This is a genomic window from Pontibacter chinhatensis, assembly GCF_900113285.1.
In the GTDB taxonomy this organism is placed as follows: domain Bacteria; phylum Bacteroidota; class Bacteroidia; order Cytophagales; family Hymenobacteraceae; genus Pontibacter; species Pontibacter chinhatensis.
Window position 1 is genome coordinate 431,636 of record NZ_FOOT01000001.1, and the last position, 20,287, is coordinate 451,922.

Annotated in this window: 19 protein-coding genes; 14 read left to right on the forward strand and 5 right to left on the reverse strand. The window is 51.6% G+C overall.

The window, feature by feature from the left end; all coding sequences use genetic code 11:
• The first annotated feature begins 113 nt into the window (after positions 1-113).
• Entirely contained in the window at positions 114-2,327 is a 2,214-nt protein-coding gene (locus BM040_RS01865) for a catalase (protein ID WP_092098447.1), read from the forward strand.
• An 83-nt stretch (positions 2,328-2,410) separates the two neighbouring features.
• On the opposite strand, the gene BM040_RS01870 is transcribed toward BM040_RS01865, so the two are convergent.
• From BM040_RS01870 to BM040_RS01890, 5 genes are all read right to left on the reverse strand, one after another.
• A complete protein-coding gene (locus tag BM040_RS01870; RefSeq protein ID WP_092098449.1) occupies positions 2,411-3,382 on the reverse strand; it encodes a deoxyhypusine synthase family protein in 972 nt (323 codons plus the stop codon).
• A gap of 112 nt (positions 3,383-3,494) precedes the next feature.
• On the reverse strand, positions 3,495-3,812 hold the full coding sequence (locus tag BM040_RS01875; protein WP_092098451.1) for a DMT family transporter: 318 nt from the start codon (positions 3,810-3,812) through the stop codon (positions 3,495-3,497).
• Between the two features lie 63 nt (positions 3,813-3,875).
• Positions 3,876-4,442, reverse strand: a complete 567-nt coding sequence (locus BM040_RS01880; protein ID WP_092098453.1) for a Crp/Fnr family transcriptional regulator — start codon at positions 4,440-4,442, stop codon at positions 3,876-3,878.
• 22 nt (positions 4,443-4,464) lie between these two features.
• Complete coding sequence (gene hslV, locus BM040_RS01885) at positions 4,465-5,007, reverse strand: ATP-dependent protease subunit HslV (RefSeq protein ID WP_092098455.1); 543 nt, start codon at positions 5,005-5,007, stop codon at positions 4,465-4,467.
• Between the two features lie 290 nt (positions 5,008-5,297).
• A complete protein-coding gene (locus BM040_RS01890; RefSeq protein ID WP_092098457.1) occupies positions 5,298-7,130 on the reverse strand; it encodes a glycoside hydrolase family 15 protein in 1,833 nt (610 codons plus the stop codon).
• Positions 7,131-7,439: 309 nt separating this feature from the next.
• Between BM040_RS01890 and BM040_RS01895 the strand changes: the two genes are divergently transcribed.
• The 13 genes from BM040_RS01895 (at position 7,440) to dapB (ending at position 20,273) form a co-directional block, all read left to right on the forward strand.
• Positions 7,440-9,053 (forward strand): CTP synthase, encoded by a 1,614-nt coding sequence (locus tag BM040_RS01895; RefSeq protein WP_092098459.1) that lies wholly within the window; start codon positions 7,440-7,442, stop codon positions 9,051-9,053.
• A 28-nt stretch (positions 9,054-9,081) separates the two neighbouring features.
• Entirely contained in the window at positions 9,082-10,911 is a 1,830-nt protein-coding gene (yidC, locus tag BM040_RS01900) for a membrane protein insertase YidC (RefSeq protein WP_092098461.1), read from the forward strand.
• A gap of 173 nt (positions 10,912-11,084) precedes the next feature.
• Positions 11,085-11,540 (forward strand): hypothetical protein, encoded by a 456-nt coding sequence (locus BM040_RS01905; protein ID WP_092098462.1) that lies wholly within the window; start codon positions 11,085-11,087, stop codon positions 11,538-11,540.
• A gap of 107 nt (positions 11,541-11,647) precedes the next feature.
• A complete protein-coding gene (locus BM040_RS01910) occupies positions 11,648-12,250 on the forward strand; it encodes a hypothetical protein (protein ID WP_092098464.1) in 603 nt (200 codons plus the stop codon).
• Positions 12,247-12,741, forward strand: a complete 495-nt coding sequence (locus BM040_RS01915) for a DUF6438 domain-containing protein (protein ID WP_092098466.1) — start codon at positions 12,247-12,249, stop codon at positions 12,739-12,741. The genes BM040_RS01910 and BM040_RS01915 overlap by 4 nt, the downstream gene beginning before the upstream one ends.
• Positions 12,742-12,801: 60 nt before the next feature.
• Positions 12,802-14,448 carry a beta-N-acetylhexosaminidase gene (locus BM040_RS01920; protein ID WP_245756066.1) on the forward strand — a complete coding sequence of 549 codons (1,647 nt, stop codon included), beginning with the start codon at positions 12,802-12,804 and terminating at the stop codon, positions 14,446-14,448.
• Positions 14,449-14,715: 267 nt separating this feature from the next.
• Entirely contained in the window at positions 14,716-15,219 is a 504-nt protein-coding gene (locus BM040_RS01925; RefSeq protein WP_092098468.1) for a DUF2382 domain-containing protein, read from the forward strand.
• A gap of 48 nt (positions 15,220-15,267) precedes the next feature.
• Entirely contained in the window at positions 15,268-16,137 is an 870-nt protein-coding gene (locus tag BM040_RS01930; protein WP_092098470.1) for a YsnF/AvaK domain-containing protein, read from the forward strand.
• 344 nt (positions 16,138-16,481) lie between these two features.
• Positions 16,482-17,162, forward strand: a complete 681-nt coding sequence (locus tag BM040_RS01935; RefSeq protein WP_092098472.1) for a metal-dependent hydrolase — start codon at positions 16,482-16,484, stop codon at positions 17,160-17,162.
• A gap of 8 nt (positions 17,163-17,170) precedes the next feature.
• Positions 17,171-17,953 (forward strand): ParA family protein, encoded by a 783-nt coding sequence (locus BM040_RS01940; RefSeq protein WP_092098474.1) that lies wholly within the window; start codon positions 17,171-17,173, stop codon positions 17,951-17,953.
• Between the two features lie 15 nt (positions 17,954-17,968).
• Entirely contained in the window at positions 17,969-18,883 is a 915-nt protein-coding gene (locus BM040_RS01945) for a ParB/RepB/Spo0J family partition protein (protein ID WP_092098476.1), read from the forward strand.
• 5 nt (positions 18,884-18,888) lie between these two features.
• Positions 18,889-19,560: a DUF5683 domain-containing protein gene (locus BM040_RS01950; protein ID WP_092098478.1), complete on the forward strand. Its 672-nt coding sequence runs from the start codon at positions 18,889-18,891 to the stop codon at positions 19,558-19,560.
• Positions 19,557-20,273 carry a 4-hydroxy-tetrahydrodipicolinate reductase gene (dapB, locus tag BM040_RS01955; RefSeq protein ID WP_092098480.1) on the forward strand — a complete coding sequence of 239 codons (717 nt, stop codon included), beginning with the start codon at positions 19,557-19,559 and terminating at the stop codon, positions 20,271-20,273. Before BM040_RS01950 ends, dapB begins: the two co-directional genes overlap by 4 nt.
• Positions 20,274-20,287: the final 14 nt, after the last annotated feature.

Below are 20,287 nucleotides of genomic sequence, written 5' to 3' on the forward strand. Positions count from 1 at the left end.
GCCGTAAGCCTTGAAAGCAACTGACAGATTGTCCACTACAGTTGGCTGACCGGCTGCCGGTACCACACCTGGCACAGAAAAATCAAGTAAACCTGTAATCAACTTTTTTAACTATGAAAGGCAAACAGAATCCAGAGGAGAACCTGCCAAACAATGCCCGTAGCGTTGACGAGAACAGCAAGAACCGGCAACTGGACGAATTCAGAAGAGACAACTCGGAGCAGTACCTGACGACAGAACAAGGCGTGCGTATCGGAAACACTGACGATTCGCTGAAAGCAGGCTCCAGGGGGCCGACCCTTCTGGAGGATTTCCACTTTCGGGAGAAGATGACCCATTTCGATCACGAGTCGATGCCGGAGCGGGTGGTGCATGCCAGGGGCTCCGGGGCGCACGGCTACTTTCAGCCCTACGACGACTCGCTGAAACAATTCACGAAGGCAAAGTTCCTGACCAACCCCGACAGCAAAACACCAGTTTTTGTGCGCTTTTCGACCGTGGTTGGCTCCCGAGGCTCTTCCGACACGGTGCGTGATGTGCGTGGTTTTGCCACAAAGTTCTATACTGAAGAAGGAACCTATGATCTGGTAGGCAACAATATTCCTGTATTTTTTATCCAGGATTCCAACAAGTTCCCGGATTTGGTGCACGCCATCAAGCCCATGCCCGACAGTGAAATACCACAGGCCACCGCTGCCCACGACACCTTCTGGGATTTTGCCTCGCTCATGCCGGAAACTACCCATATGATCATGTGGATACTTTCAGATAGAGCCATCCCGCGTAGCTTCCGGATGATGGACGGCTTTGGCGTGCATACGTTCCGGTTTGTAAATGAGGCAGGCAAAGGCACCTTTGTGAAGTTTCACTGGAAGCCAAAGTTGGGGGTGCACTCGCTGGTTTGGGACGAGTCTCAGAAGCTGGGCGGCAAAGACCCGGACTGGCTACGCCGGGACCTCTGGGAGGCCATCGAGCAGGGTGACTATCCGCAGTTTGAACTATGCGTGCAGCTGGTGCCGGAGGAAGACGAGTTCAAGTATGACTTCGACCTGCTGGACGCGACCAAGATTATACCTGAGGAGCTGGTGCCACTGCAACCGGTGGGACTGATGACTCTGAACCGCAACCCGGACAACTTCTTTGCCGAGACTGAGCAGGTGGCGTTCCATCCAGGCAACCTGGTTCCCGGCATCGACGTAACAAACGACCCCCTGCTGCAAGGCCGCCTCTTCTCTTACGTAGACACGCAATTGAACCGCTTCGGCAGCGCCAATTTCACGGAACTTCCCATTAACCGTCCGGTTGTGCCGGTGAACAACAACCAGGGAGCCGGTTTCATGCGCTATACTATCGACAAGGGCAAGGTGAACTACTGGCCCAACTCGCTGGGCGGTGGCTCCCCTAAAATGGCCCCTGAAAGCGAGGGAGCTTATGTGCACTATACCGAAAAAGTGGAGGGCTATAAGATTCGCGCCCGCAGCGCCAGCTTTAAGGACCACTACAGCCAGGCTACCCTTTTCTGGAATTCCATGACCGAGGTGGAGAAGGATCACATTGTAAGTGCGGCACACTTCGAGTTGGGTAAAGTAGAAACCAAGGAGATAAGAGAGCGCATGGTTGGCCATTTCTCTAAAGTATCGATGGAGTTGGCCAGGCGTGTGGCCGCAGGCATAGGCGTGCAGGTACCGGAGAACTTTGAACAGGAATCCACCGCGCACTACGAGGAAAACGCTGCCAGCAAGGCCATCAGCAAAGGCAAATCAGTCACAGACTCCCCTGCTGTAAGCATGGAGCGCAGTGACAAAGTAGAGTCAGCTGCCTCCAGAAGGGTGGCCATACTTATCTCAGATGGTTTTGACTGCAACGAGCTAACCCAGGTAAAACAGGCCCTGACGGATGCCGGAGCGCACGTAAAGATTATCTCAAAGTACTTGGGAACCTGCAAGGCCAGCAATGGCAAGGAGGTGCTGGTGGATATGAACCACGTGACGAGCGGCTCCGTTATGTTCGACGCTATTTACATACCGGATGGCAGGACAAGTATAGAAGCCATGTTGAAAGAGGGAGATGCCCTGCACTTCGTAAGCGAGGCCTTTAAGCACTGCAAGCCAATTGCCACCTCCGGGGAGGGCATCAGGCTGCTGGAGCGGGCTTTTGTGCTGGGTGTGACCTTTGCCGAGAAAACCTCCCGCGATGTGGTTAGCCACAAAGGCATTATCACGGCTGGCAATGATGCCGATGCCGATGACTTTGCCGAGAAGTTTATTGCGGCTATCAAAAAACACCGCCACTGGGAACGCCTGGAAAAGGACATGGTACCTGCCTAAAGTATACTGGCTTTAAAACTAAAAGCGGCTGCAGGTTTATACTTGCAGCCGCTTTTAGTTTTATACTTTAGCAAAAGTATAGCTTACATGTCCAGCACCAGGGCGAAGATAAGTGGCGCCACAATCGTCGCATCCGACTCAATCATAAACTTAGGCGTGTCTTTGCCCAGCTTGCCCCAGGTGATTTTCTCGTTTGGCACCGCGCCAGAGTATGATCCGTAGCTCGTCGTAGAGTCAGAGATCTGCGCGAAGTAGCCCCAAAGCGGAACACCATCACGCTGCAAATCCTGGTGCAGCATCGGCACCACGCAGATTGGGAAGTCACCGGCAATACCGCCGCCAATCTGGAAGAAACCAATAGTAGATTCTTCTTTAGCTGTCTCCGTATACCAGTCGGCCAGTTCGATCATGTACTGAATACCGGTTTTCACAGTGTGAACGTTCTTCACGTCGCCGCTGATAACGTGGCTGGCGTAGATGTTACCTAACGTAGAGTCTTCCCATCCCGGGCAAATGATTGGCAGGTTTTTCTTAGCCGCCTCCAGCATCCAGCTGTTTTTCGGGTCGATCTGGTAATATTGCTCCAGGTCGCCGCTCAGCAGGATCTGGTAGAAGAACTCATGCGGGAAGTATGACTTGCCTTCCTGATCAGCTTTCACCCAGTACTTCAGCACGGTGTGCTCCAGGCGACGCATCGCCTCTTCCTCTGGAATACAGGTATCGGTTACGCGGTTGAGGTGGCGGCTCAGCAGCTCTTCCTCGTCAGCGGCAGAAAGCTCGCGGTAATGCGGCACGCGCTCGTAAAAGTCGTGGGCTACTAGGTTGAAGATATCCTCCTCCAGGTTAGCACCGGTGCACGAGATGGCGTGAATTTTATCCTGACGGATCATCTCAGCCAGGATGATACCCAATTCAGCCGTGGACATGGCACCGGCCAACGTCACCAGCATCTTACCGCCATTGTTCAGGTGTGTCTTATAACCTTCGGCAGCATCCACCAGGGAGGCTGCGTTAAAATGCTTGTAATGTTTCTTTACGAATTCTGATACATTCATTTTTCTCTGTTTTATACTTTATACTGATTCGTGTGTATACTCTTACTTTACGGTCAGAGTTAGATTCGCCAACTCGCGGCAAAGATAAGCTTTAAAATCAATTGCACTCCCTTTACCTGGAAACCAGCTTCAGGCCAATGATGGAGCCGATGAGCAGGCAGATGAAAAAAAGTCGCCAGGCATCAGCAGGCTCCTTATACAGGAACACGCCTACCAGCACAGTGCCCACCGCGCCAATACCCGTCCAGACGGCATAGGCCGTGCCCATCGGTATACTTTGAATAGCCTTGTTGAGGAGGTAGAAGCTGGCCGAAATGCAGAGGAAAAACCCCAGCGACCACTTGAGGTTAGAGAAGTTGTTGGACAGCTTGAGGCAGGTGGTAAACCCAATCTCAAACATGCCAGCGATAATGAGGTATATCCAGCCCATGTTTTTCCTTTTTTGCAAAGGTCCGCACTATGGGCCGGAAGAAATTTAACAAATGTTAAAAAATCAGCGCACCTCGGCCCGGATGCGGCTCAGGGTTACCTGCGTTACACCCAGATAAGAGGCTATCTGGTTCAGCTGCACCCGCTGCAGCAGCTCCGGGTTGTTCTGCAGCAAGGCCTGGTAGCGCTCGGTGGCCGACTGAAACTGGAAGGCCATGAAGCGCTCTTCAGTTTTAATCAGTTCATACTCTGCCAGCTTTCGTCCCCAGTTGGCTAGCTCAATGTTAGTCTGATAGAGTTCCTGCAGGCTGCCCAAGTTAACGGCCTGCACCACGGAGCGCTCCAGCAGCTCAATCGTTTCATAGCCGGGTTTGTTGGCCACGTAGTTGTAGTAAGATAGAATCAGATCGCCCTCTGCCCCAAACCAGAAGGTAACTTCCTGGCCGTTGCGGTAACAGAAGGCGCGTGCGATACCCTGCTCTAAAAAGTACACTTTCTTACTTATCTCGCCCTCCCGGAAAAGAATATGCCCTTTGGGCAGCTCCTGCCGCTGCATAAGCGAGGTTAGCTGCCCAAAAGACTTCTCGGAGAGCGGGTATAGCTGCCGGATGGACTGTTCGATGGTTTGCACGCTACCCTTGTTTACTTATGGCTTACTTGGCCGGCTTCTCGATGATGAGGTTGTGGTTGGTGTAGATACAGATATCAGCTGCGATATTTAGTGCCTCGCGCACCATTTCCTCAGCCGACAGGTGCGGCGCGTGTTTCTTTAATGCCAAAGCGGCAGCATGGGCATACATACTTCCCGAGCCGATGGCAGCAATCTGGTTGTCGGGCTCCAGCACGTCGCCGGTACCGGAAATAATAAGCAGTTCGTCTTTGTTAGCTACTACCATCATAGCCTCCAGCTTACGCAGGTACTGGTCCTTACGCCAGTCCTTGGCCAACTCGATGGCGGCGCGCTTCATGTTCTGCTGGTAGGCGTTGAGCTTCTCCTCGAAACGCTCCAGCAAAGTAAAAGCGTCGGCTGTGGAGCCGGCAAAGCCTGTTACAATTTTACCATCCAGCAATTTACGTATTTTCTTCACGTTGCTTTTGGCAATGTGCTTGTCCATCGTAGCCTGTCCGTCGGCGCCTAAGGCCACCTCGCCGTTGTGGTAGATGCCACACACGGTGGTTGATCTTATCTTCGTCATTCGTTTTATACTTGGTTATCTGTTGATGTACGGGCAAGCCGCCTTGCAAAGTATAGCGCACCCGTTGTAAAACTACGGCAACAGCAAAGAAAAAGCCAGAAGGCAGCGATATGTCAGATTGGCGGAAGGAGCCGGTAGAGTTTAGGAGTTAGAAAATTTAGGAGTTGTAGAGACGCAATACCTTGCGTCTCTAGAGTTAGAAAGTTAGAAGGTTAAAAAGTTAGAGAGTTGACGACTCGTGTATTTATACTTTTACTTAATCAAAACTCAAGCAACTAAAATCGAAGAGACTACAACTTCCGCTTGTTCTCTTGGCCTTCCAGGATGTCGTTTATACTTAGGGCGGCCGTGATGAGGCCCAGATGGGTGAAGGCTTGTGGGAAGTTACCGAGGTGGTCGCCCTTTAAACCCAGCATCTCAGCATATAAGCCCAGGTGGTTGGCATACCCTAGCATCTTTTCAAAGTATAGCCGCGCCTTATCAATCTGCCCCGACTTTGCCAGGCACTCCACATACCAGAAGGTACACATAGAGAAAGTCCCCTCTCCGCCTGCCAGGCCATCAAACCCTTCCTCCGTGCGGTAACGAAATACAAGTGAGTCTGATACCAGCCTATCCTCGATGCGCTTCAGCGTAGAAAGCCAACGCGGGTCTTTGGGACTGATGAAACGCACCATGGGCATGAGGAGTGTGGCTGCATCCACGGTGTCGGCTCCTTTGTACTGCACAAAGCACTGAAGCTCCTCGTTCCAGAATTCATGGTGTATCGAGAAAAAGATACTATCCCGCTCCTCTGTCCATCTGTTCGGGAGCGGATAAGAGTGGTTTTTTGCTATTCTTATCGCCCTGTCAATGGCTACCCAACACATTAACCGGGAGTAGAGAAAATGCTTCTTGCCGCCGCGCACCTCCCATATGCCCTCATCTTTCCGGTGCCAGTTGTCGCATACCCAATCCACCTGCCGCCGCAAATCGTTCCAGAAATCCCAGGAAATGGGGGCGCCATACTTGTCGTACAAGTATACAGAGTCCAGCAGTTCGCCGTAGATGTCGAGCTGTATCTGGTCGTGGGCGCCATTGCCAATGCGTACGGGACTGGAGCCCCTGTATCCCTCCAGATGGGGCAGCTCTATTTCCTCCAGTTCCAGTTTTCCCTCCAGCGTATACATCAGTCGCAAATATCCGGCATCTTTAAGGTCATCGCACTGCCGGTCCACCCAGTTCACAAACTCCTTCGCCTCCTGCTTATAGCCCAGCCTGAGCAGGGCGAATACTGTAAAAGAAGCATCCCTGATCCAGGTATAACGGTAATCCCAGTTGCGCACCCCTCCCAGCTCCTCGGGCAGACCAAAGGTTGGTGCGGCCACCATAGAGCCATACTTGTGTGAGATCATCAGCTTAAGCACCAGGGCCGAGCGGTGGATAATTTCCATCCAGCGTCCTTTATAAGTACAGTTGGCTATCCATTCCTTCCAGTAATCGATAGTGGCATAAAGGTTACACGTCACAAAAGCCTCCATGTCATAGGCTGGGGGTGTGTCGCAAGTAAAGTGCTCTAGTATAAAATCTGCTTTTTGCCCGGTAGTCAGGGTGAATGTAGCAGTGGCATCTCCATTATCAATTTCAATCGGCACCGTGCTTTTTAAGCGGATAACCATGCCGTCGGGCCCGTTACTGGTGAACATAATCTGATTCTCATTCACCTGACTTACCGTGTGGGTGGACTGGGCATAGTTAAAACGCGGGCCGCAGTGCATTCTGAAGGTCATATCCCCGTGCACACAGGCTACTCTTCTGATAAGCTCGCTGCCATGGCCCAGGTCTTCCACCGGCATAAAGTCGGTGATTTCACCAATACCCTCGTCCGACAGAAAGCGGGTCAGCAGCACATTTGTATCGGGCAGGTAAAGCTGTTTGTGCTTCATACCATCGTGGGCGGGACTGATGGAGAAGCTGCCCCCCTTTTCTGCATCTAAAAGCGAGGCAAAAATAGAGGGTGAATCAAAATGCGGGAAGCACATGAAGTCGATGGTGCCGTTGAGCCCCACCAGCGCCACCGTGTTCAGGTCACCGATAATGCCGTGGTCCTCGATGGGTAAGTATTTGTTGTTGTTTTCGCTCATAGAGTATGGTACTGAGAAGTGGAGGTAATTCCTACGGAGCTTTTTACGCCATAGTTTGAAGCCATTCCTTAGCCTTGGCAGCTAACAGCAATCATACTATATCTATAGTAGGAGCGCTCTACCATACATCTAAGCAACTCCCCAGGCCCGGGCGGCAGACTAAACCCGCTTACTTTTCGGCAAATCGGTAGAAATCGTACTTGAATATTAGGAAAGATATACCTATGACGGCAGGTAAACTGTTCAGGAAATGTCAGGATAATCAAATAAATCCAGTACCTTTGTAGCCCATAAAGTTTAACCTAACTTATGGCTACGAAATATATTTTTGTTACCGGCGGTGTAACATCCTCCCTTGGTAAAGGCATTATTTCCGCGTCTCTTGCTAAGTTGCTGCAGGCAAGAGGCTTTTCTGTAACAATCCAAAAATTTGACCCCTACATCAACATTGACCCGGGAACACTTAACCCCTATGAGCATGGCGAATGCTATGTAACGGAGGATGGTGCTGAAACCGACCTGGACCTGGGCCATTATGAGCGTTTCCTGAACGTGCCTACTTCGCAGGCAAACAACGTGACCACCGGCCGCATCTACCACCACGTGATTACGCAGGAGCGTGAGGGCGCTTACCTGGGCAAGACCGTGCAGGTGGTGCCGCACATCACCGATGAGATCAAGCGCCGCATGCTGCTGCTGGGCCAGACCGGGGAGTTCGACATTGTGATAACAGAAATTGGTGGCTGTGTGGGGGATATTGAGTCGTTGCCATTTATTGAGGCCGTACGCCAGCTGCGCTGGGATTTGGGCGTGCACGAGTCATGCGTCATCCACCTGACCCTGGTGCCCTACCTGAAAGCTGCCGGCGAGCTGAAAACAAAACCAACCCAGCATTCGGTGCGCGACCTTTCAGAGGCCGGTGTGCAGCCGGATATTCTCGTTTGCCGCACAGAGCACCCTATACCAAGTGACGTTCGCAAGAAGATCGCCCTTTTCTGTAACGTGAATCAGAACTCAGTTATTGAGTCGATCGATGCCGAAACGATTTACGACGTGCCGCTGCTGATGCGCAAGGAGAAGCTGGACGAGCGCGTGATAGCGAAACTGAAGCTGCCGCACCGTGCCGACCCGAACCTGGACACCTGGAAGGAGTTCCTGGGCCGCCTGAAGAACCCTACCAGTGAGGTAAATATTGCACTGGTTGGCAAGTATGTAGAACTGCCTGACGCGTATAAGTCTATTATAGAGGCCTTTGTACATGCAGGATCTGCCAACGAGTGCAAGGTTAATATCAAGTGGTTCCAGTCGGAGACTATATCCGACGAGAACGTGGCCAGCCTGCTGCAAAGTATGGATGCCGTGCTGGTAGCCCCTGGCTTTGGCGAGCGTGGCTTTAAAGGAAAGCTGGAGGCAATCCGCTTCGTGCGCGAGAGAAACATTCCGTTCCTGGGCATCTGCCTGGGCATGCAGTGCGCCGCCGTGGAGTTTGCCCGCAACGTGCTGAAACTGGACGGAGCCGCCTCTACGGAGATGGACCCTGAAACGCCGCACCCGGTTATCGACATGATGGAGGACCAGAAAGAAATTACCCAAATGGGCGGCACAATGCGCCTGGGTGCCTATACTTGTGAACTAAAAAAGGGATCCAGGGCTTATGCTATTTACGGTAAGTCTAAAATTTCGGAGCGCCACCGCCACCGTTATGAGTTTAACAACAAGTACCTTCCGGCATTTGAGGAAGCAGGCATGGTAGCCACAGGTATAAACCCGGACACAGGCCTTGTGGAGGTGATTGAGCTGCAGAACCACCAGTGGTTTGTGGCGGCGCAATACCACCCGGAACTGAAAAGCACCGTGCTGAACCCGCACCCGCTCTTTGTAAAGTTTGTGAAGGCGGCCATCAACCATGCTAAAACTAAATAAGCGCAATACACACAACACAACAAAGTAAATGGACAGAAATCAAGCGATTGGCTTTGGACTGATTGCCATACTGCTGCTGGCTTACTCGTTCTTCTTCGGGAGCACGGAGCCTACGCAGCAAACGGTGCAGGAGACGGCCAAAGTAGAGCAGTTGCAACCCACTACTGCCCCGGCAGAGGCTGACTCGCTGGTGCAGGCCCGCAGAACTGCGGCATTGGGCGTTTTTGGCGCAGCCGGAACCGGTGAGGAAAGCACTACCACCCTGGAGAATAACAACATCCGCGTTACCTTTAACACCAAGGGCGGACAGGTGGAAGAAGTTCTGCTAAAGAACTATAAGACGTATCAGGGAGAGCCGCTCATACTTTTTGACAGCGAGAGCAGCACCACAGACATCGCCTTTACCTCTAACGAAGGCAAGAGAGTACAGCTTTCTGACCTATACTTTACCCCCTCCGAGGTGCAGGAAGTAGCGGCAGAGGATAAAAAAGGCAAGACAATCACGTTCCGCGCCAACATCGGCAACGGGCAGTCCATAGACCAGGTGTATACCCTTTATGACGATAACTTCATGCTGGGTTACAAGCTTAACTTTAATGGCCTGGCGCAGCAGGTATCTGGTGAGAACCTCACTTTTACCTGGAAAGACGACCTGAAGCAATTGGAGCGCGACCTGCAGCACAACCGCAGCAAGTCTACCATCAACTTCGCGACAGTAGAAGACGGGTACGACTACCTTTCTATCTCAGAGAGTAAGGAGACTATATCCCTAAACGAGCCTGTGAAGTGGGTGGCTAACAAACAGAACTTCTTTACGGCAGGCATCATTGCCGGTAGCCAGTTCTCCGCTGCACGACTGACTTCTTCAGTAGATCCGGCCGATACGACCATTGTGAAGACACTGGCCTCTGAAATTCTGATTCCTGCCAAGGACGTGGTGAGCGGAAACGGCGGCGAGTTCATGTTCTACTTCGGCCCGAACGACTACAAGATCCTCAAGCATATCGGCTACGACTTCGATAAGAACCTGGATCTGGGCTGGGGCATTTTCTCCTATGTTAACAAGTGGCTCATCATCCCGGCCTTCGACTTCCTGGAGAACTACATCGGCAACTATGGCATCATCATCATCCTGCTGGTGCTCTACATTAAGACCATCCTCTTCCCGCTTACCTACAAGTCATACTTGTCGATGGCGAAGATGAAGGTGCTGAAGCCGGAAATTGACGCCATCAAGGAGCGCAACGAAGGCGACATGCAGAAGACGCAGATGGAGACGATGAAGCTTTACCAGGAGATGGGCGTAAACCCGCTGAGTGGTTGTATCCCGATGCTGCTGCAGATCCCGATCCTGTTTGCGATGTTCAACTTCTTCCCGAACTCAATCGAACTGCGCCAGGAGGCTTTCCTATGGGCCGACGACCTTTCGACCTACGACGTATTTGCCCGCCTGCCGTTTACCATACCGTTTTATGGCAGCCACGTAAGTATGTTTACCTTACTGATGACTGCATCTACCATACTTTATACCTGGTCTAACAACCAGATAAACACCATGCAGGGGCCGATGAAGTTCTACAGCTACCTGATGCCTGTTATCTTCATGTTCGTGCTGAACTCCTTCCCTGCTGGTCTCTCGTTCTACTACTTCGTTTCTAACATCGTAACATTCGGCCAGCAGGCTGGTATCCGTTACTTTGTGGATGAGACCAAGATCAGAACCAGGCTGGAGGAGAACAAGGACAAGCGCAAGGAGAAAAAAGCAAAGGGCGGTCCATCGTTTACCGAGCGTATGCAGGAGGCGATGCGCCAGGCGCAGGAGCGTGAGCAGCAAAAACGCAACAAAGCCAAGAAATAGGGTTTATACTTTAGCTATTAGAAAAGCCTCTCCTCGAACAGGAGAGGCTTTTTTTATACTTGCACTTCCGTCGCACCAGTCTTCTGATTACGAGTTATACTTTGTAGGATACCATTGCTTAAGCAGTATACTTGCAGTACCTTTTAGCCGTATGTTGGTAATAATTCTAAAGTATGAAAAGAATAGGTTATTCAGTTGGCATTAAGACTTTTCTGATAGTAGCTCTTACAGGGGGTATAGTACTCTCATTTTGGGCAGTTTTATCCTATTTAGAAGAAGGTGCGCTTTACCTACTAGTAGCTATCGTGCTGCCACTATTCCTATTTTGTACCCTAGGTTTATGGTATACTTTTAAATTCAGATTAATTATAACCGACGATTATATAGAGCGTCAGGGTCTTCTTAAACCTACAAAACTCTACTTTGAGAAGATAAGACAAGTTTGCCTATATGAAAATGTAATGATTCTTAAAGGCGGAGGTGCCAAGATTAGAATAACCTCTGACTTACAAGACCAAAGAGAGGTCATGAGTCATTTGATACAAGTTCTAAGCGGTTATTCAAACATTAAAATGAGAGGTACTATAAAGGCTACTGAGATAGCCAATACTGAAAACCATAGTTTATAGAATTATACTCAAAGAGAGGGAAAAACAAAAATCTATATTGCCTTCACGTATATATGCTATACTTGGCTGCGCCCAGCACATCATCTACACCTGTCTGTATTCTATATATGAAGACAATTGCAAATCACCTAGCCACCTGCCTCTGCCTGCTAAGCGTAGGCCTTTTCACCGCTTGTAAGGGTGGCCAGGAGGAAGAGAAAGGGCTCGCAGCCACACACCCTGAGCTGGCGAAAGAACTGGCCAAAGACTCCCTCCACGTGCCCTACAACGACCCTACCGATAAGGAACTGTATAACCGCTACCTCATCACTACGGAGCAATACCTGAACAGCAAGAACTACGCGGTGGGTGACATGTACCGGGGCAAGCTGGCACCGCTGGATGAAGCTAGCCACAGCGATGCCGCTACCTACCGCACCATGCTGCGCAAGGGGCTGGAGGAAGGTGTAAACTTTGCCGGGAAGTATACCGTGGTCAGCATTGGCTGCGGCACCAGTTGCCAGCAGCACTTTGTGGTAGACCGCGAAACAGGCAAGGTGCTGGATAAGGTGCAGAGCAGCACCGGCGCCAAGTATAGCAAAGACAGTCGCCTGCTGGTGGTAAACCCACCCGACTCTGCCGTTAACTACCAGGAGTGCCGCTATTGCACCCCCGCGTACTATGAGTTCGTAGACGGGAAATTTCGTAAGCTGGAACAGGGCACGCCATGAAGTATAAACAAAGTATAAACCTGCTCTTACTTGGCCTTGTCCTGTTGCTGGCAAGCGGCTGCGCCCGTGGCAACGCTAACCAAAGTATAATTCACGCGCAGGGTAGAGATGCAGCACCGCCACAGAAGCTGCTGCTGTTTCAGAAAACACCCTGCTACGGCACCTGCCCCGCATACAACGCCACCTTCTACAGCGATGGCACCATTCATTATGAGGGTTTTCGCTACGTGCCTGTCACGGATACGATTACCCTGCAGCTTTCCGAAAAGCAGTTGCAGCAAGTTAAAGAGATGCTCCAAAAGCTTGACTATACTTCGCTAAAGGATACCTACTTATCCCCTTACACCGACCTTCCCTCCTCCTACCTAACTTTTTATGAAAACGATCGGGAAGTAAAGCGCATCAAACACCAGCAGGATGGACCGGAAGCGCTGCAGGGAACAATAACTTACCTCCATAAGCTCGTTATGGAGGTACTGGAAGCGAAATAGAAGTTGTGGCAACAACATACTATTGCTTATCTTGCGCCTCCAAATATCACTTTAGCAAGTATGATGCATCATTTTTTCGGCACACTGCTGCTCCTGTCCCTGCTGTTCAGCGCCTTACCTGCCGAATCACAGCAGGCAGCAGCCATCATCCCGAAGCCGCAGCAGGTAAGTCCCTTACAAGAAAGAGCCGTGCGGCTGAACAGCAAGAGCCATATTTACTACCAGGCTCCTTTTGCCAGCCAGGCCGCTTACCTGCAAGGGCTCATCAAGGCCCAAACCGGCTTAACCTTGCCGCTGCAGCAGATAACATCCAACACCGGTTCGCTTGAGGGCATCATTCTGTTACAGGATGCCGCCGCGGTCCAGCGCCCTGAGATGTACATCCTGCACTCCGGAAACAAAGCCATTACCATCAAAGCACAGGATGTTAATGGCATCGTGTATGGCTCGCAAACCTTGCTCCAACTGCTGCCGCTTGAAAACCGCAGGGGATTGCGGGTGGAGCCGGTGGAGATCATCGATTATCCGCAGTACGCCTACCGTGGAATGCACCTGGACGTGAGCCGCCACATATTCCCGCTGGACTTCATCAAGAAGTATATCGACTACCTGGCCTTCCACAAATTCAATACCTTCCACTGGCACCTGTCTGACGACCAGGGCTGGCGCATTGAAATAAAGAGCTATCCTAAACTGAACTCCGTTGGCTCCTGGCGCGAGGCTACCCTCATTGGCCACTTTAAGGACCAGCCCGCCCGCTACGACTCTACCCGCTATGGCGGCTATTATACTCAGGACCAGATCCGGGAGGTGATTGCCTACGCCACGCAGCGCGGCATCACCATCGTACCTGAGATAGACATTCCCGGCCACAGCCGCGCCACCATCGCCGCCTACCCTGAGTTCAGCACGCACCCAGACACAACCTGGAACGTGGCTACTACCTGGGGCATGTACAACCGCCAGAACAACGTGCTGGCCCCGCACCCCGAAACGTTCCAGTTCCTGAAGACCGTTTTCCACGAGGTAGCTGACCTATTCCCTTCACCCTATATCCATATCGGGGGGGATGAGTGCAGCAAAATGTGGTGGAAGGCAAGCCCACAGGCACAGGAGTTCATACAGGCAAATAACCTGAAGGACGAAAAGGGGCTGCAGACATACTTCGTGGAACAAGTATCAGAATACCTGGCACAGAAAAACAAAAAGGTGATTGGCTGGCATGAGATCCTGGAAGGAGACCTGGACTCCTCTACCATCGTGATGAACTGGGCGGATGCCAAAACCGGCGCGGCGGCAGCCATGCGCAAGCACCCTGTCATCATGACACCCGGCAAGCCTTTATACTTTGACCATTACCAAACTAAGAATCCGAACGACAGCCTGGCCATCCACGGCTACAATCCGCTGGATGCGGTATACAACTTTAGCCCGATGCCGGACGAACTGCAAGGCAAACCGGAGGCAAGGTACATCATGGGAGCCCAGGCCAATCTATGGACAGAGTACATCAGCTCTCCTGCCAAGGTAGAATATATGGTGTTTCCAAGGATGACGGCGCTGAGCGAAGTGCTCTGGTCAGATCCCAGGCAAAAAGACTTTGAGGATTTCAAGCGCAGGCTTGAGCAGACGGTTATCCCTAGATTTAAGCGTTGGGGCACCGCCTATTGCACCGAGTATGCCGACTGGACGATACACAACCAGTAGAAGAATTGTAAGAAAGTATAAAGCGCCGGAAGCACTTGCCTCCGGCGCTTTTTTTATGCCCTCGCTATATTTTGCCCGGCCAGCCTACCAGTAACGTTAACCATAGCATAAGCCAGACTCACTAAAAAAGTATAAAAAAGTTAAACCGCTAAAGTAAAGGCTGCTGATAAATTTTTACCAACTCCTGAGGTACGCCCGCGTAGGAGACAGAAGGCCGAACAACAATAATTGGCTTAAAAAACCTATATTTTAATATGGTTTTACATCATGAAAAAGAATAAAACAGAAGAAAAAATACTAAAGTCAGAGTTTGAGCAGCGCTTCCAGGAAGCTACAACTAGCGGCAGGGCTCCTCTTCCAGAAGAGACAGCGACACGGCATGAGGAGGAGGTGATACCGGTGGTGGAAGAGCAGGTGCAGATCGGGAAAAGAGAAGTGGAAGCGGCCAAGGTACATGTGGTAAAGCAGGTGCGTGAGGAGCTGAAGGACGTCGATATCCCGTCGATGCACGAAGAGGTGGAAGTGGAGCGCGTGGCTATCAACCAGATTGTAGAGGAAGCCCCTCCTCCTGTTCGCTACGAGGGCGACAAAATGATCGTCTCGGTGCTGAAGGAAGAGGTGGTGGTGCAGAAGAAACTGGTATTGGTAGAGGAACTGCACATCACCAAAAAGCAGGTAGAAACGCACCGCACAGAAAAAATGCCGCTCCGCAAGGAAGAGGTGACCATCGAAAGGGTTAAAACCCACCCACACAACACGAAACGGGCCTGACGAAAGGCTTGCATCGGTTTTTATGTTACATCAAATTAATTTTAAGCTATGAAACAACAGACAGTAGTTGGAATTTTCGATTATGGCGTTGATGCGCAAATGGCTGCGCAACAACTGGAGAAAGCAGGTATTCCGAACAGTAAAATAGATATATCGGTGCATGGCGCCCGCGACAGGACCAGTGCCAGCACCCAGCAGCCCCCTCAAAGCAGCGATAGCAGTGGCCGCGTGGGCAACTTCTTTAACTCCCTGCTAGGGAACCGCAACGAGTCGGCAATGTACTCAGAGGCTGCCCGCAATGGTTCTGTGGTAACAGTTCATACGTCCTCCGAAGAGGAATCCAGGAGAGTATGCGACATCCTTGACAAAGCAGGTGCCATCGACGTGAACGAGCGGGCGTCATCGCAGCAGCGGGGCATGTCCTCCTCCAGCAAAGGCAACTGGACAGGTTCTACCGCATCCATCCCGGTAGTGGAGGAGAACCTGAACGTGGGTAAGCGCGAAGTAGAGACAGGTGGCGTGAGAATCCGGAGCCGCATTATCGAAAGGCCTGTGGAAGAAAACCTGCGCCTGCGCGAGGAACACGTGAATGTGGAGCGACGACCGGTGAACCGCCCGGCTAATGAGCGTGACCTGGAAGCATTTAAGGAAGGTGAAAAAACCATTACGGAGCGCGCCGAGATACCTGTGGTAAACAAAGAGGCGCGTGTGGTAGAGGAAGTGCGGCTGAACAAAGAAACCACTGAGCACACTGAGCGGATTCATGACACAGTCCGCAAGCAGGATGTAGAGGTGGACAAGCTTAATCCCCGCAACGAGGCAGGTACTCCACCAAACCCTCACAACAAACCAGATACTCAAAACCCACGCAACCGTCCGGACACCCCGGCAACGGACAAAGACATCGACAGACCATAAGAAAACTAAAGTATAAAGTATAACATATAGCGCTGACTGCCTGTGCAGTTGGCGCTATTCTTTTGTAGTTATACTTCAGAAGATAGTAGCCTTGGTGCTGCATAGTATAAAACCTATGCTTCAAGCATTTAATAACCCAGAATTTTATACTTTGAGAGTGGCTCCGAATACCTGTAAAAGAAGTATAATACAAGCAGGAGGCCCCTTTCAAAGGGCTTTTTAGATGTGGATAAATAAACGCTGCAGGCACTGTTTTGCATCAGCTAAAAATGGGTAAAAAGTGTATCTTTGTGGAAGATTGAGTTACCTTGCGTAAGTATAGAAAAGCTAAATCAAATAAAATTATGAAAATAACGTACTACGGCCAGTCCTGTTTCCTGTTCGAAATTGGTGAGAACCGCGTGTTGTTCGACCCGTTCATCTCCCCCAACGAGTTAGCATCCAGCATCAACGTAGACGATATTAAGGCAGACTTTATCCTGCTCTCGCACGGCCACCAGGACCACGTGCACGACGCGGAGCAGATCGCTAAAAATAACAATGCCACCATTGTAGCCAATTTCGAGATCACGACCTGGTACGGCAACAAAGGCATCGAGAACGTGCACCCGATGAATACCGGCGGCAAAGTAACCCTGCCATTCGGTACGGTGAAGATGGTGAACGCCATCCACTCCAGCTCCCTGCCAGATGGCTCCTATGGCGGCACAGCGGCTGGTTTTGTGGTGGAAACAGAAAATAAAACCTTCTACTACGCCGGCGATACGGCCCTCGCCTACGACATGAAGCTCATTCCGGAGCAATTTGACGTGGATTTTGCGCTTATGCCTATCGGCGATAACTTTACCATGGACATCCACGATGCCATGATCGCTGCCGATTTTGTGCAGGTGGAGAAAGTTATCGGCATGCATTACGACACTTTCCCCTACATCGCCATTGACAAGGAGGAAGTGATGGAAGTGGCGAAGCTGGCAGACAAGGAACTTATTCTATTGGAGATAGGTCAAACAATTGAACTATAAAGTATAGTATGGGAAAAATTATTGCGGTTGCCAACCAGAAAGGCGGCGTAGGCAAAACTACTACAGCCATTAACCTTGCAGCAAGCCTGGCAGCCCTGGAATATAAAACACTTCTGGTGGATGCCGACCCGCAGGCCAACGCCACCTCGGGCTTGGGTTTCGACCCGGCCACCATCACCAGCAGCATCTACGAGTGCATGGTGGAGGATGTGAAGGCGGAGGACATTGTGCTGCAGACAGCAAACATTGAGTTTCTGGACCTGATCCCTTCCCACATTGACCTGGTAGGCGCTGAGGTGGAGATGATCAACATGCCCAACCGCGAGGAGAAGATGCGCGAGGCGTTGAAGGACCTGAAGCAGAAGTATGATTACATCATCATCGACTGCTCCCCTTCCTTAGGCCTTATCACAGTAAACTCCCTGACTGCAGCTGACTCGGTGGTGATACCGGTGCAGTGCGAGTACTTTGCGCTCGAGGGCCTGGGCAAGCTCCTGAACACAATCAAGATCATCCAGTCGCGCCTGAACACGGAGCTGGCCATCGAGGGCATCCTGCTGACGATGTACGACGTGCGCCTGCGCCTGAGCAACCAGGTTGTGGAAGAGGTGAAAACCCACTTTCAGCAAATGGTATTCGATACCATCATCCCCCGTAACGTGAAATTGAGCGAGTCGCCGAGCTTTGGCCTGCCTGCCCTGCTACACGACGCCGACAGCAAGGGAGCCCTGAGCTACCTGAACCTGGCACGCGAGATAGCGGAGAAAAACAGCGTAGCGCTGGCGAAATAACTTTTAGGAGAGTACATGTCTGATAACAAAAATTCTGCAGCGAAACGTAAAGGCGGCCTTGGCCGGGGCCTGGGTTCTCTTCTGGAGGGCAACAAGTATACCGGCAAAACTGAGTCATCCACTTTAAACGACGTTAATACCATCGCAGATATAGCCATTGACCAAATACAGACTAACCCCTTCCAGCCCCGCACGCACTTCGATCAGGCGGCACTGGAAGAGTTGGCAGAGTCTATCAAAGTACAGGGCATCATCCAGCCCATCACGGTAAGGCAGCTTGGCCCCAACAGCTACCAGCTTATTTCCGGGGAGCGCCGCTACCAAGCGTCCAAGATTGCGGGCTTAACCGTCATCCCCGCTTATATCCGTAAGGCCGACGACCAGCAGATGCTGGAGATGGCCCTGATCGAGAACATTCAGCGCGAAAACCTGAATGCCATCGAGATTGCCCTCTCCTATCAGCGCCTGCTCACTGAGTGCAGCCTGAAGCAGGAAGAGCTGGGCGAACGCGTGGGCAAGAAGCGCACAACAGTGACTAACTACCTGCGCCTGCTCAAGCTTCCACCGGACATCCAGATTGCCCTCCGCGACAACGTGATCACCATGGGCCATGCCCGTGCCCTGATCAATATCGACACCATCGAGCAGCAGCTGGATGTGTTTAAGGAAGTGGTGGCCAAGGAACTGTCGGTGCGCAAGGTGGAGGAACTGGTGCGCAACCTGCAGAATGCCAAGAAAAAGCCGGACCCGCAGCAACAACTGCAGTTCAACAAGTACGAGGATGAACTGAAGACGGTAGAGCGCAAGCTTGCCTCCCAGTTTGGCACCAAGATACAGGTAAAGGCCAACAACGACGGTAAAGGCGAGATTAAAATCCCGTTTGTATCGGTGGACGAGCTCAACCGTATACTGGAACTACTTAACTACTAAGGCGCATGAGGCTGAAAGTTGGTGCGGCAGTTTGGCTGCTGGGCATGGTGTTATACTTTGCCCCGGCTCACACACACGGGCAGGTCATCACAACCGGCCCTGACTCTGTGGTGGTGCCTGTGGCCCCTGTTGATACGGCTGAAGCGGAAAAGAGAGGCTTCTTCCTAAGTACCTGGGACAGACCTGCCAAGGCGGCACTTTTCTCTGCCATCGTTCCCGGTGGCGGCCAGATTTACAACAGGGCCTACTGGAAGCTCCCGATCGTATACGGCACCGGCGCGGTGCTCACTTACTTCCTCATCGATAACAACACGAAGTTCCAGGACTACAAGAAGGCCTACATTCAACGCGTGGACGGCGACCCCAACACCACGGACAAGTATGCCAACGATCCTAATTTCCCGTCACTCAACGCGAGCCGTGGAACAGAGGCCGAGAGCAATCTCAAGTACCGCAGCGACTACTACCGCCGCAACCGCGACCTGACGGTTATACTTTCGGTGGCAGCTTACTCACTCCAGATTGCCGAGGCCTATGTGCATGCCCACCTGCGGGAGTTTGACGTGGGCGAAGAACTGGCGCTGCGCGTGCAGCCAAACCTGTTACACCTGCAAGCACGACCTGGCAATTTTACGCCTGGGTTGTCTCTTACTTTATATACCCGATCCAGCAAATGAACATCCTATTGATAGGCTATGGCAAGATGGGCAAAACCATCGAGCAGACTGCCCTTGCCAAAGGCCACCAAATCATTGGTAAAATTACTCACGAGAACACCAACGAGCTTCAAAACTACAACGCGAACAATACCGACGTAGCCATCGAGTTCACACACCCCGAGTCCGCTTTCGCCAACATCAGCTACTGCCTGCAAAACGGCATCCCGGTGGTATCTGGCTCTACTGGCTGGCTGGATAGGTATGAGGAAGCCAAAAGGCTTTGTGCCGAGAACCAGGGGGCATTCTTTTACGCCTCCAACTTTAGCGTGGGGGTAAACCTCTTCTTTCATTTTAACGAGTACATTGCCAGCAAAATGAAGGATTACAAGGAATACAGCGTGGCTATTCGTGAGGTACACCACCTGCAGAAGGTAGACAAACCGAGCGGAACGGGAATAACCACAGCAGAAGGCATATTGGCCAGCTATAAAGATTTAAGCGGCTGGGTGAGCGATAATCCGGAAGAAAAAACTAAATTAAACATTGCTTCTGAGCGGGAGCCTGACGTGGTGGGCACCCACATCGTCACCTACAGCTCCGAAGTAGATAAAATTGAATTAGGGCACATTGCCCATACCCGTGCCGGGTTTGCCGAGGGCGCCGTGATGGCCGCCTCCTGGCTGCAGGGCCGCCAGGGCGTTTACGGCATGAGAGACATGCTGAACCTGTAACCATACCTTAGCAG

Bases quoted from the DNA above. Each gene is read 5' to 3' on its own strand.
- BM040_RS01865 (WP_092098447.1), top strand. From the start codon at position 114: ATGAAAGGCAAACAGAATCCAGAGGAGAACCTGCCAAACAATGCCCGT.
- BM040_RS01870 (WP_092098449.1), bottom strand. From the start codon at position 3,382: ATGAATGTATCAGAATTCGTAAAGAAACATTACAAGCATTTTAACGCA.
- BM040_RS01875 (WP_092098451.1), bottom strand. From the start codon at position 3,812: ATGGGCTGGATATACCTCATTATCGCTGGCATGTTTGAGATTGGGTTT.
- hslV (WP_092098455.1), bottom strand. From the start codon at position 5,007: ATGACGAAGATAAGATCAACCACCGTGTGTGGCATCTACCACAACGGC.
- BM040_RS01890 (WP_092098457.1), bottom strand. From the start codon at position 7,130: ATGAGCGAAAACAACAACAAATACTTACCCATCGAGGACCACGGCATT.
- BM040_RS01895 (WP_092098459.1), top strand. From the start codon at position 7,440: ATGGCTACGAAATATATTTTTGTTACCGGCGGTGTAACATCCTCCCTT.
- yidC (WP_092098461.1), top strand. From the start codon at position 9,082: ATGGACAGAAATCAAGCGATTGGCTTTGGACTGATTGCCATACTGCTG.
- BM040_RS01905 (WP_092098462.1), top strand. From the start codon at position 11,085: ATGAAAAGAATAGGTTATTCAGTTGGCATTAAGACTTTTCTGATAGTA.
- BM040_RS01910 (WP_092098464.1), top strand. From the start codon at position 11,648: ATGAAGACAATTGCAAATCACCTAGCCACCTGCCTCTGCCTGCTAAGC.
- BM040_RS01915 (WP_092098466.1), top strand. From the start codon at position 12,247: ATGAAGTATAAACAAAGTATAAACCTGCTCTTACTTGGCCTTGTCCTG.
- BM040_RS01920 (WP_245756066.1), top strand. From the start codon at position 12,802: ATGATGCATCATTTTTTCGGCACACTGCTGCTCCTGTCCCTGCTGTTC.
- BM040_RS01925 (WP_092098468.1), top strand. From the start codon at position 14,716: ATGAAAAAGAATAAAACAGAAGAAAAAATACTAAAGTCAGAGTTTGAG.
- BM040_RS01930 (WP_092098470.1), top strand. From the start codon at position 15,268: ATGAAACAACAGACAGTAGTTGGAATTTTCGATTATGGCGTTGATGCG.
- BM040_RS01935 (WP_092098472.1), top strand. From the start codon at position 16,482: ATGAAAATAACGTACTACGGCCAGTCCTGTTTCCTGTTCGAAATTGGT.
- BM040_RS01940 (WP_092098474.1), top strand. From the start codon at position 17,171: ATGGGAAAAATTATTGCGGTTGCCAACCAGAAAGGCGGCGTAGGCAAA.
- BM040_RS01945 (WP_092098476.1), top strand. From the start codon at position 17,969: ATGTCTGATAACAAAAATTCTGCAGCGAAACGTAAAGGCGGCCTTGGC.
- BM040_RS01950 (WP_092098478.1), top strand. From the start codon at position 18,889: ATGAGGCTGAAAGTTGGTGCGGCAGTTTGGCTGCTGGGCATGGTGTTA.
- dapB (WP_092098480.1), top strand. From the start codon at position 19,557: ATGAACATCCTATTGATAGGCTATGGCAAGATGGGCAAAACCATCGAG.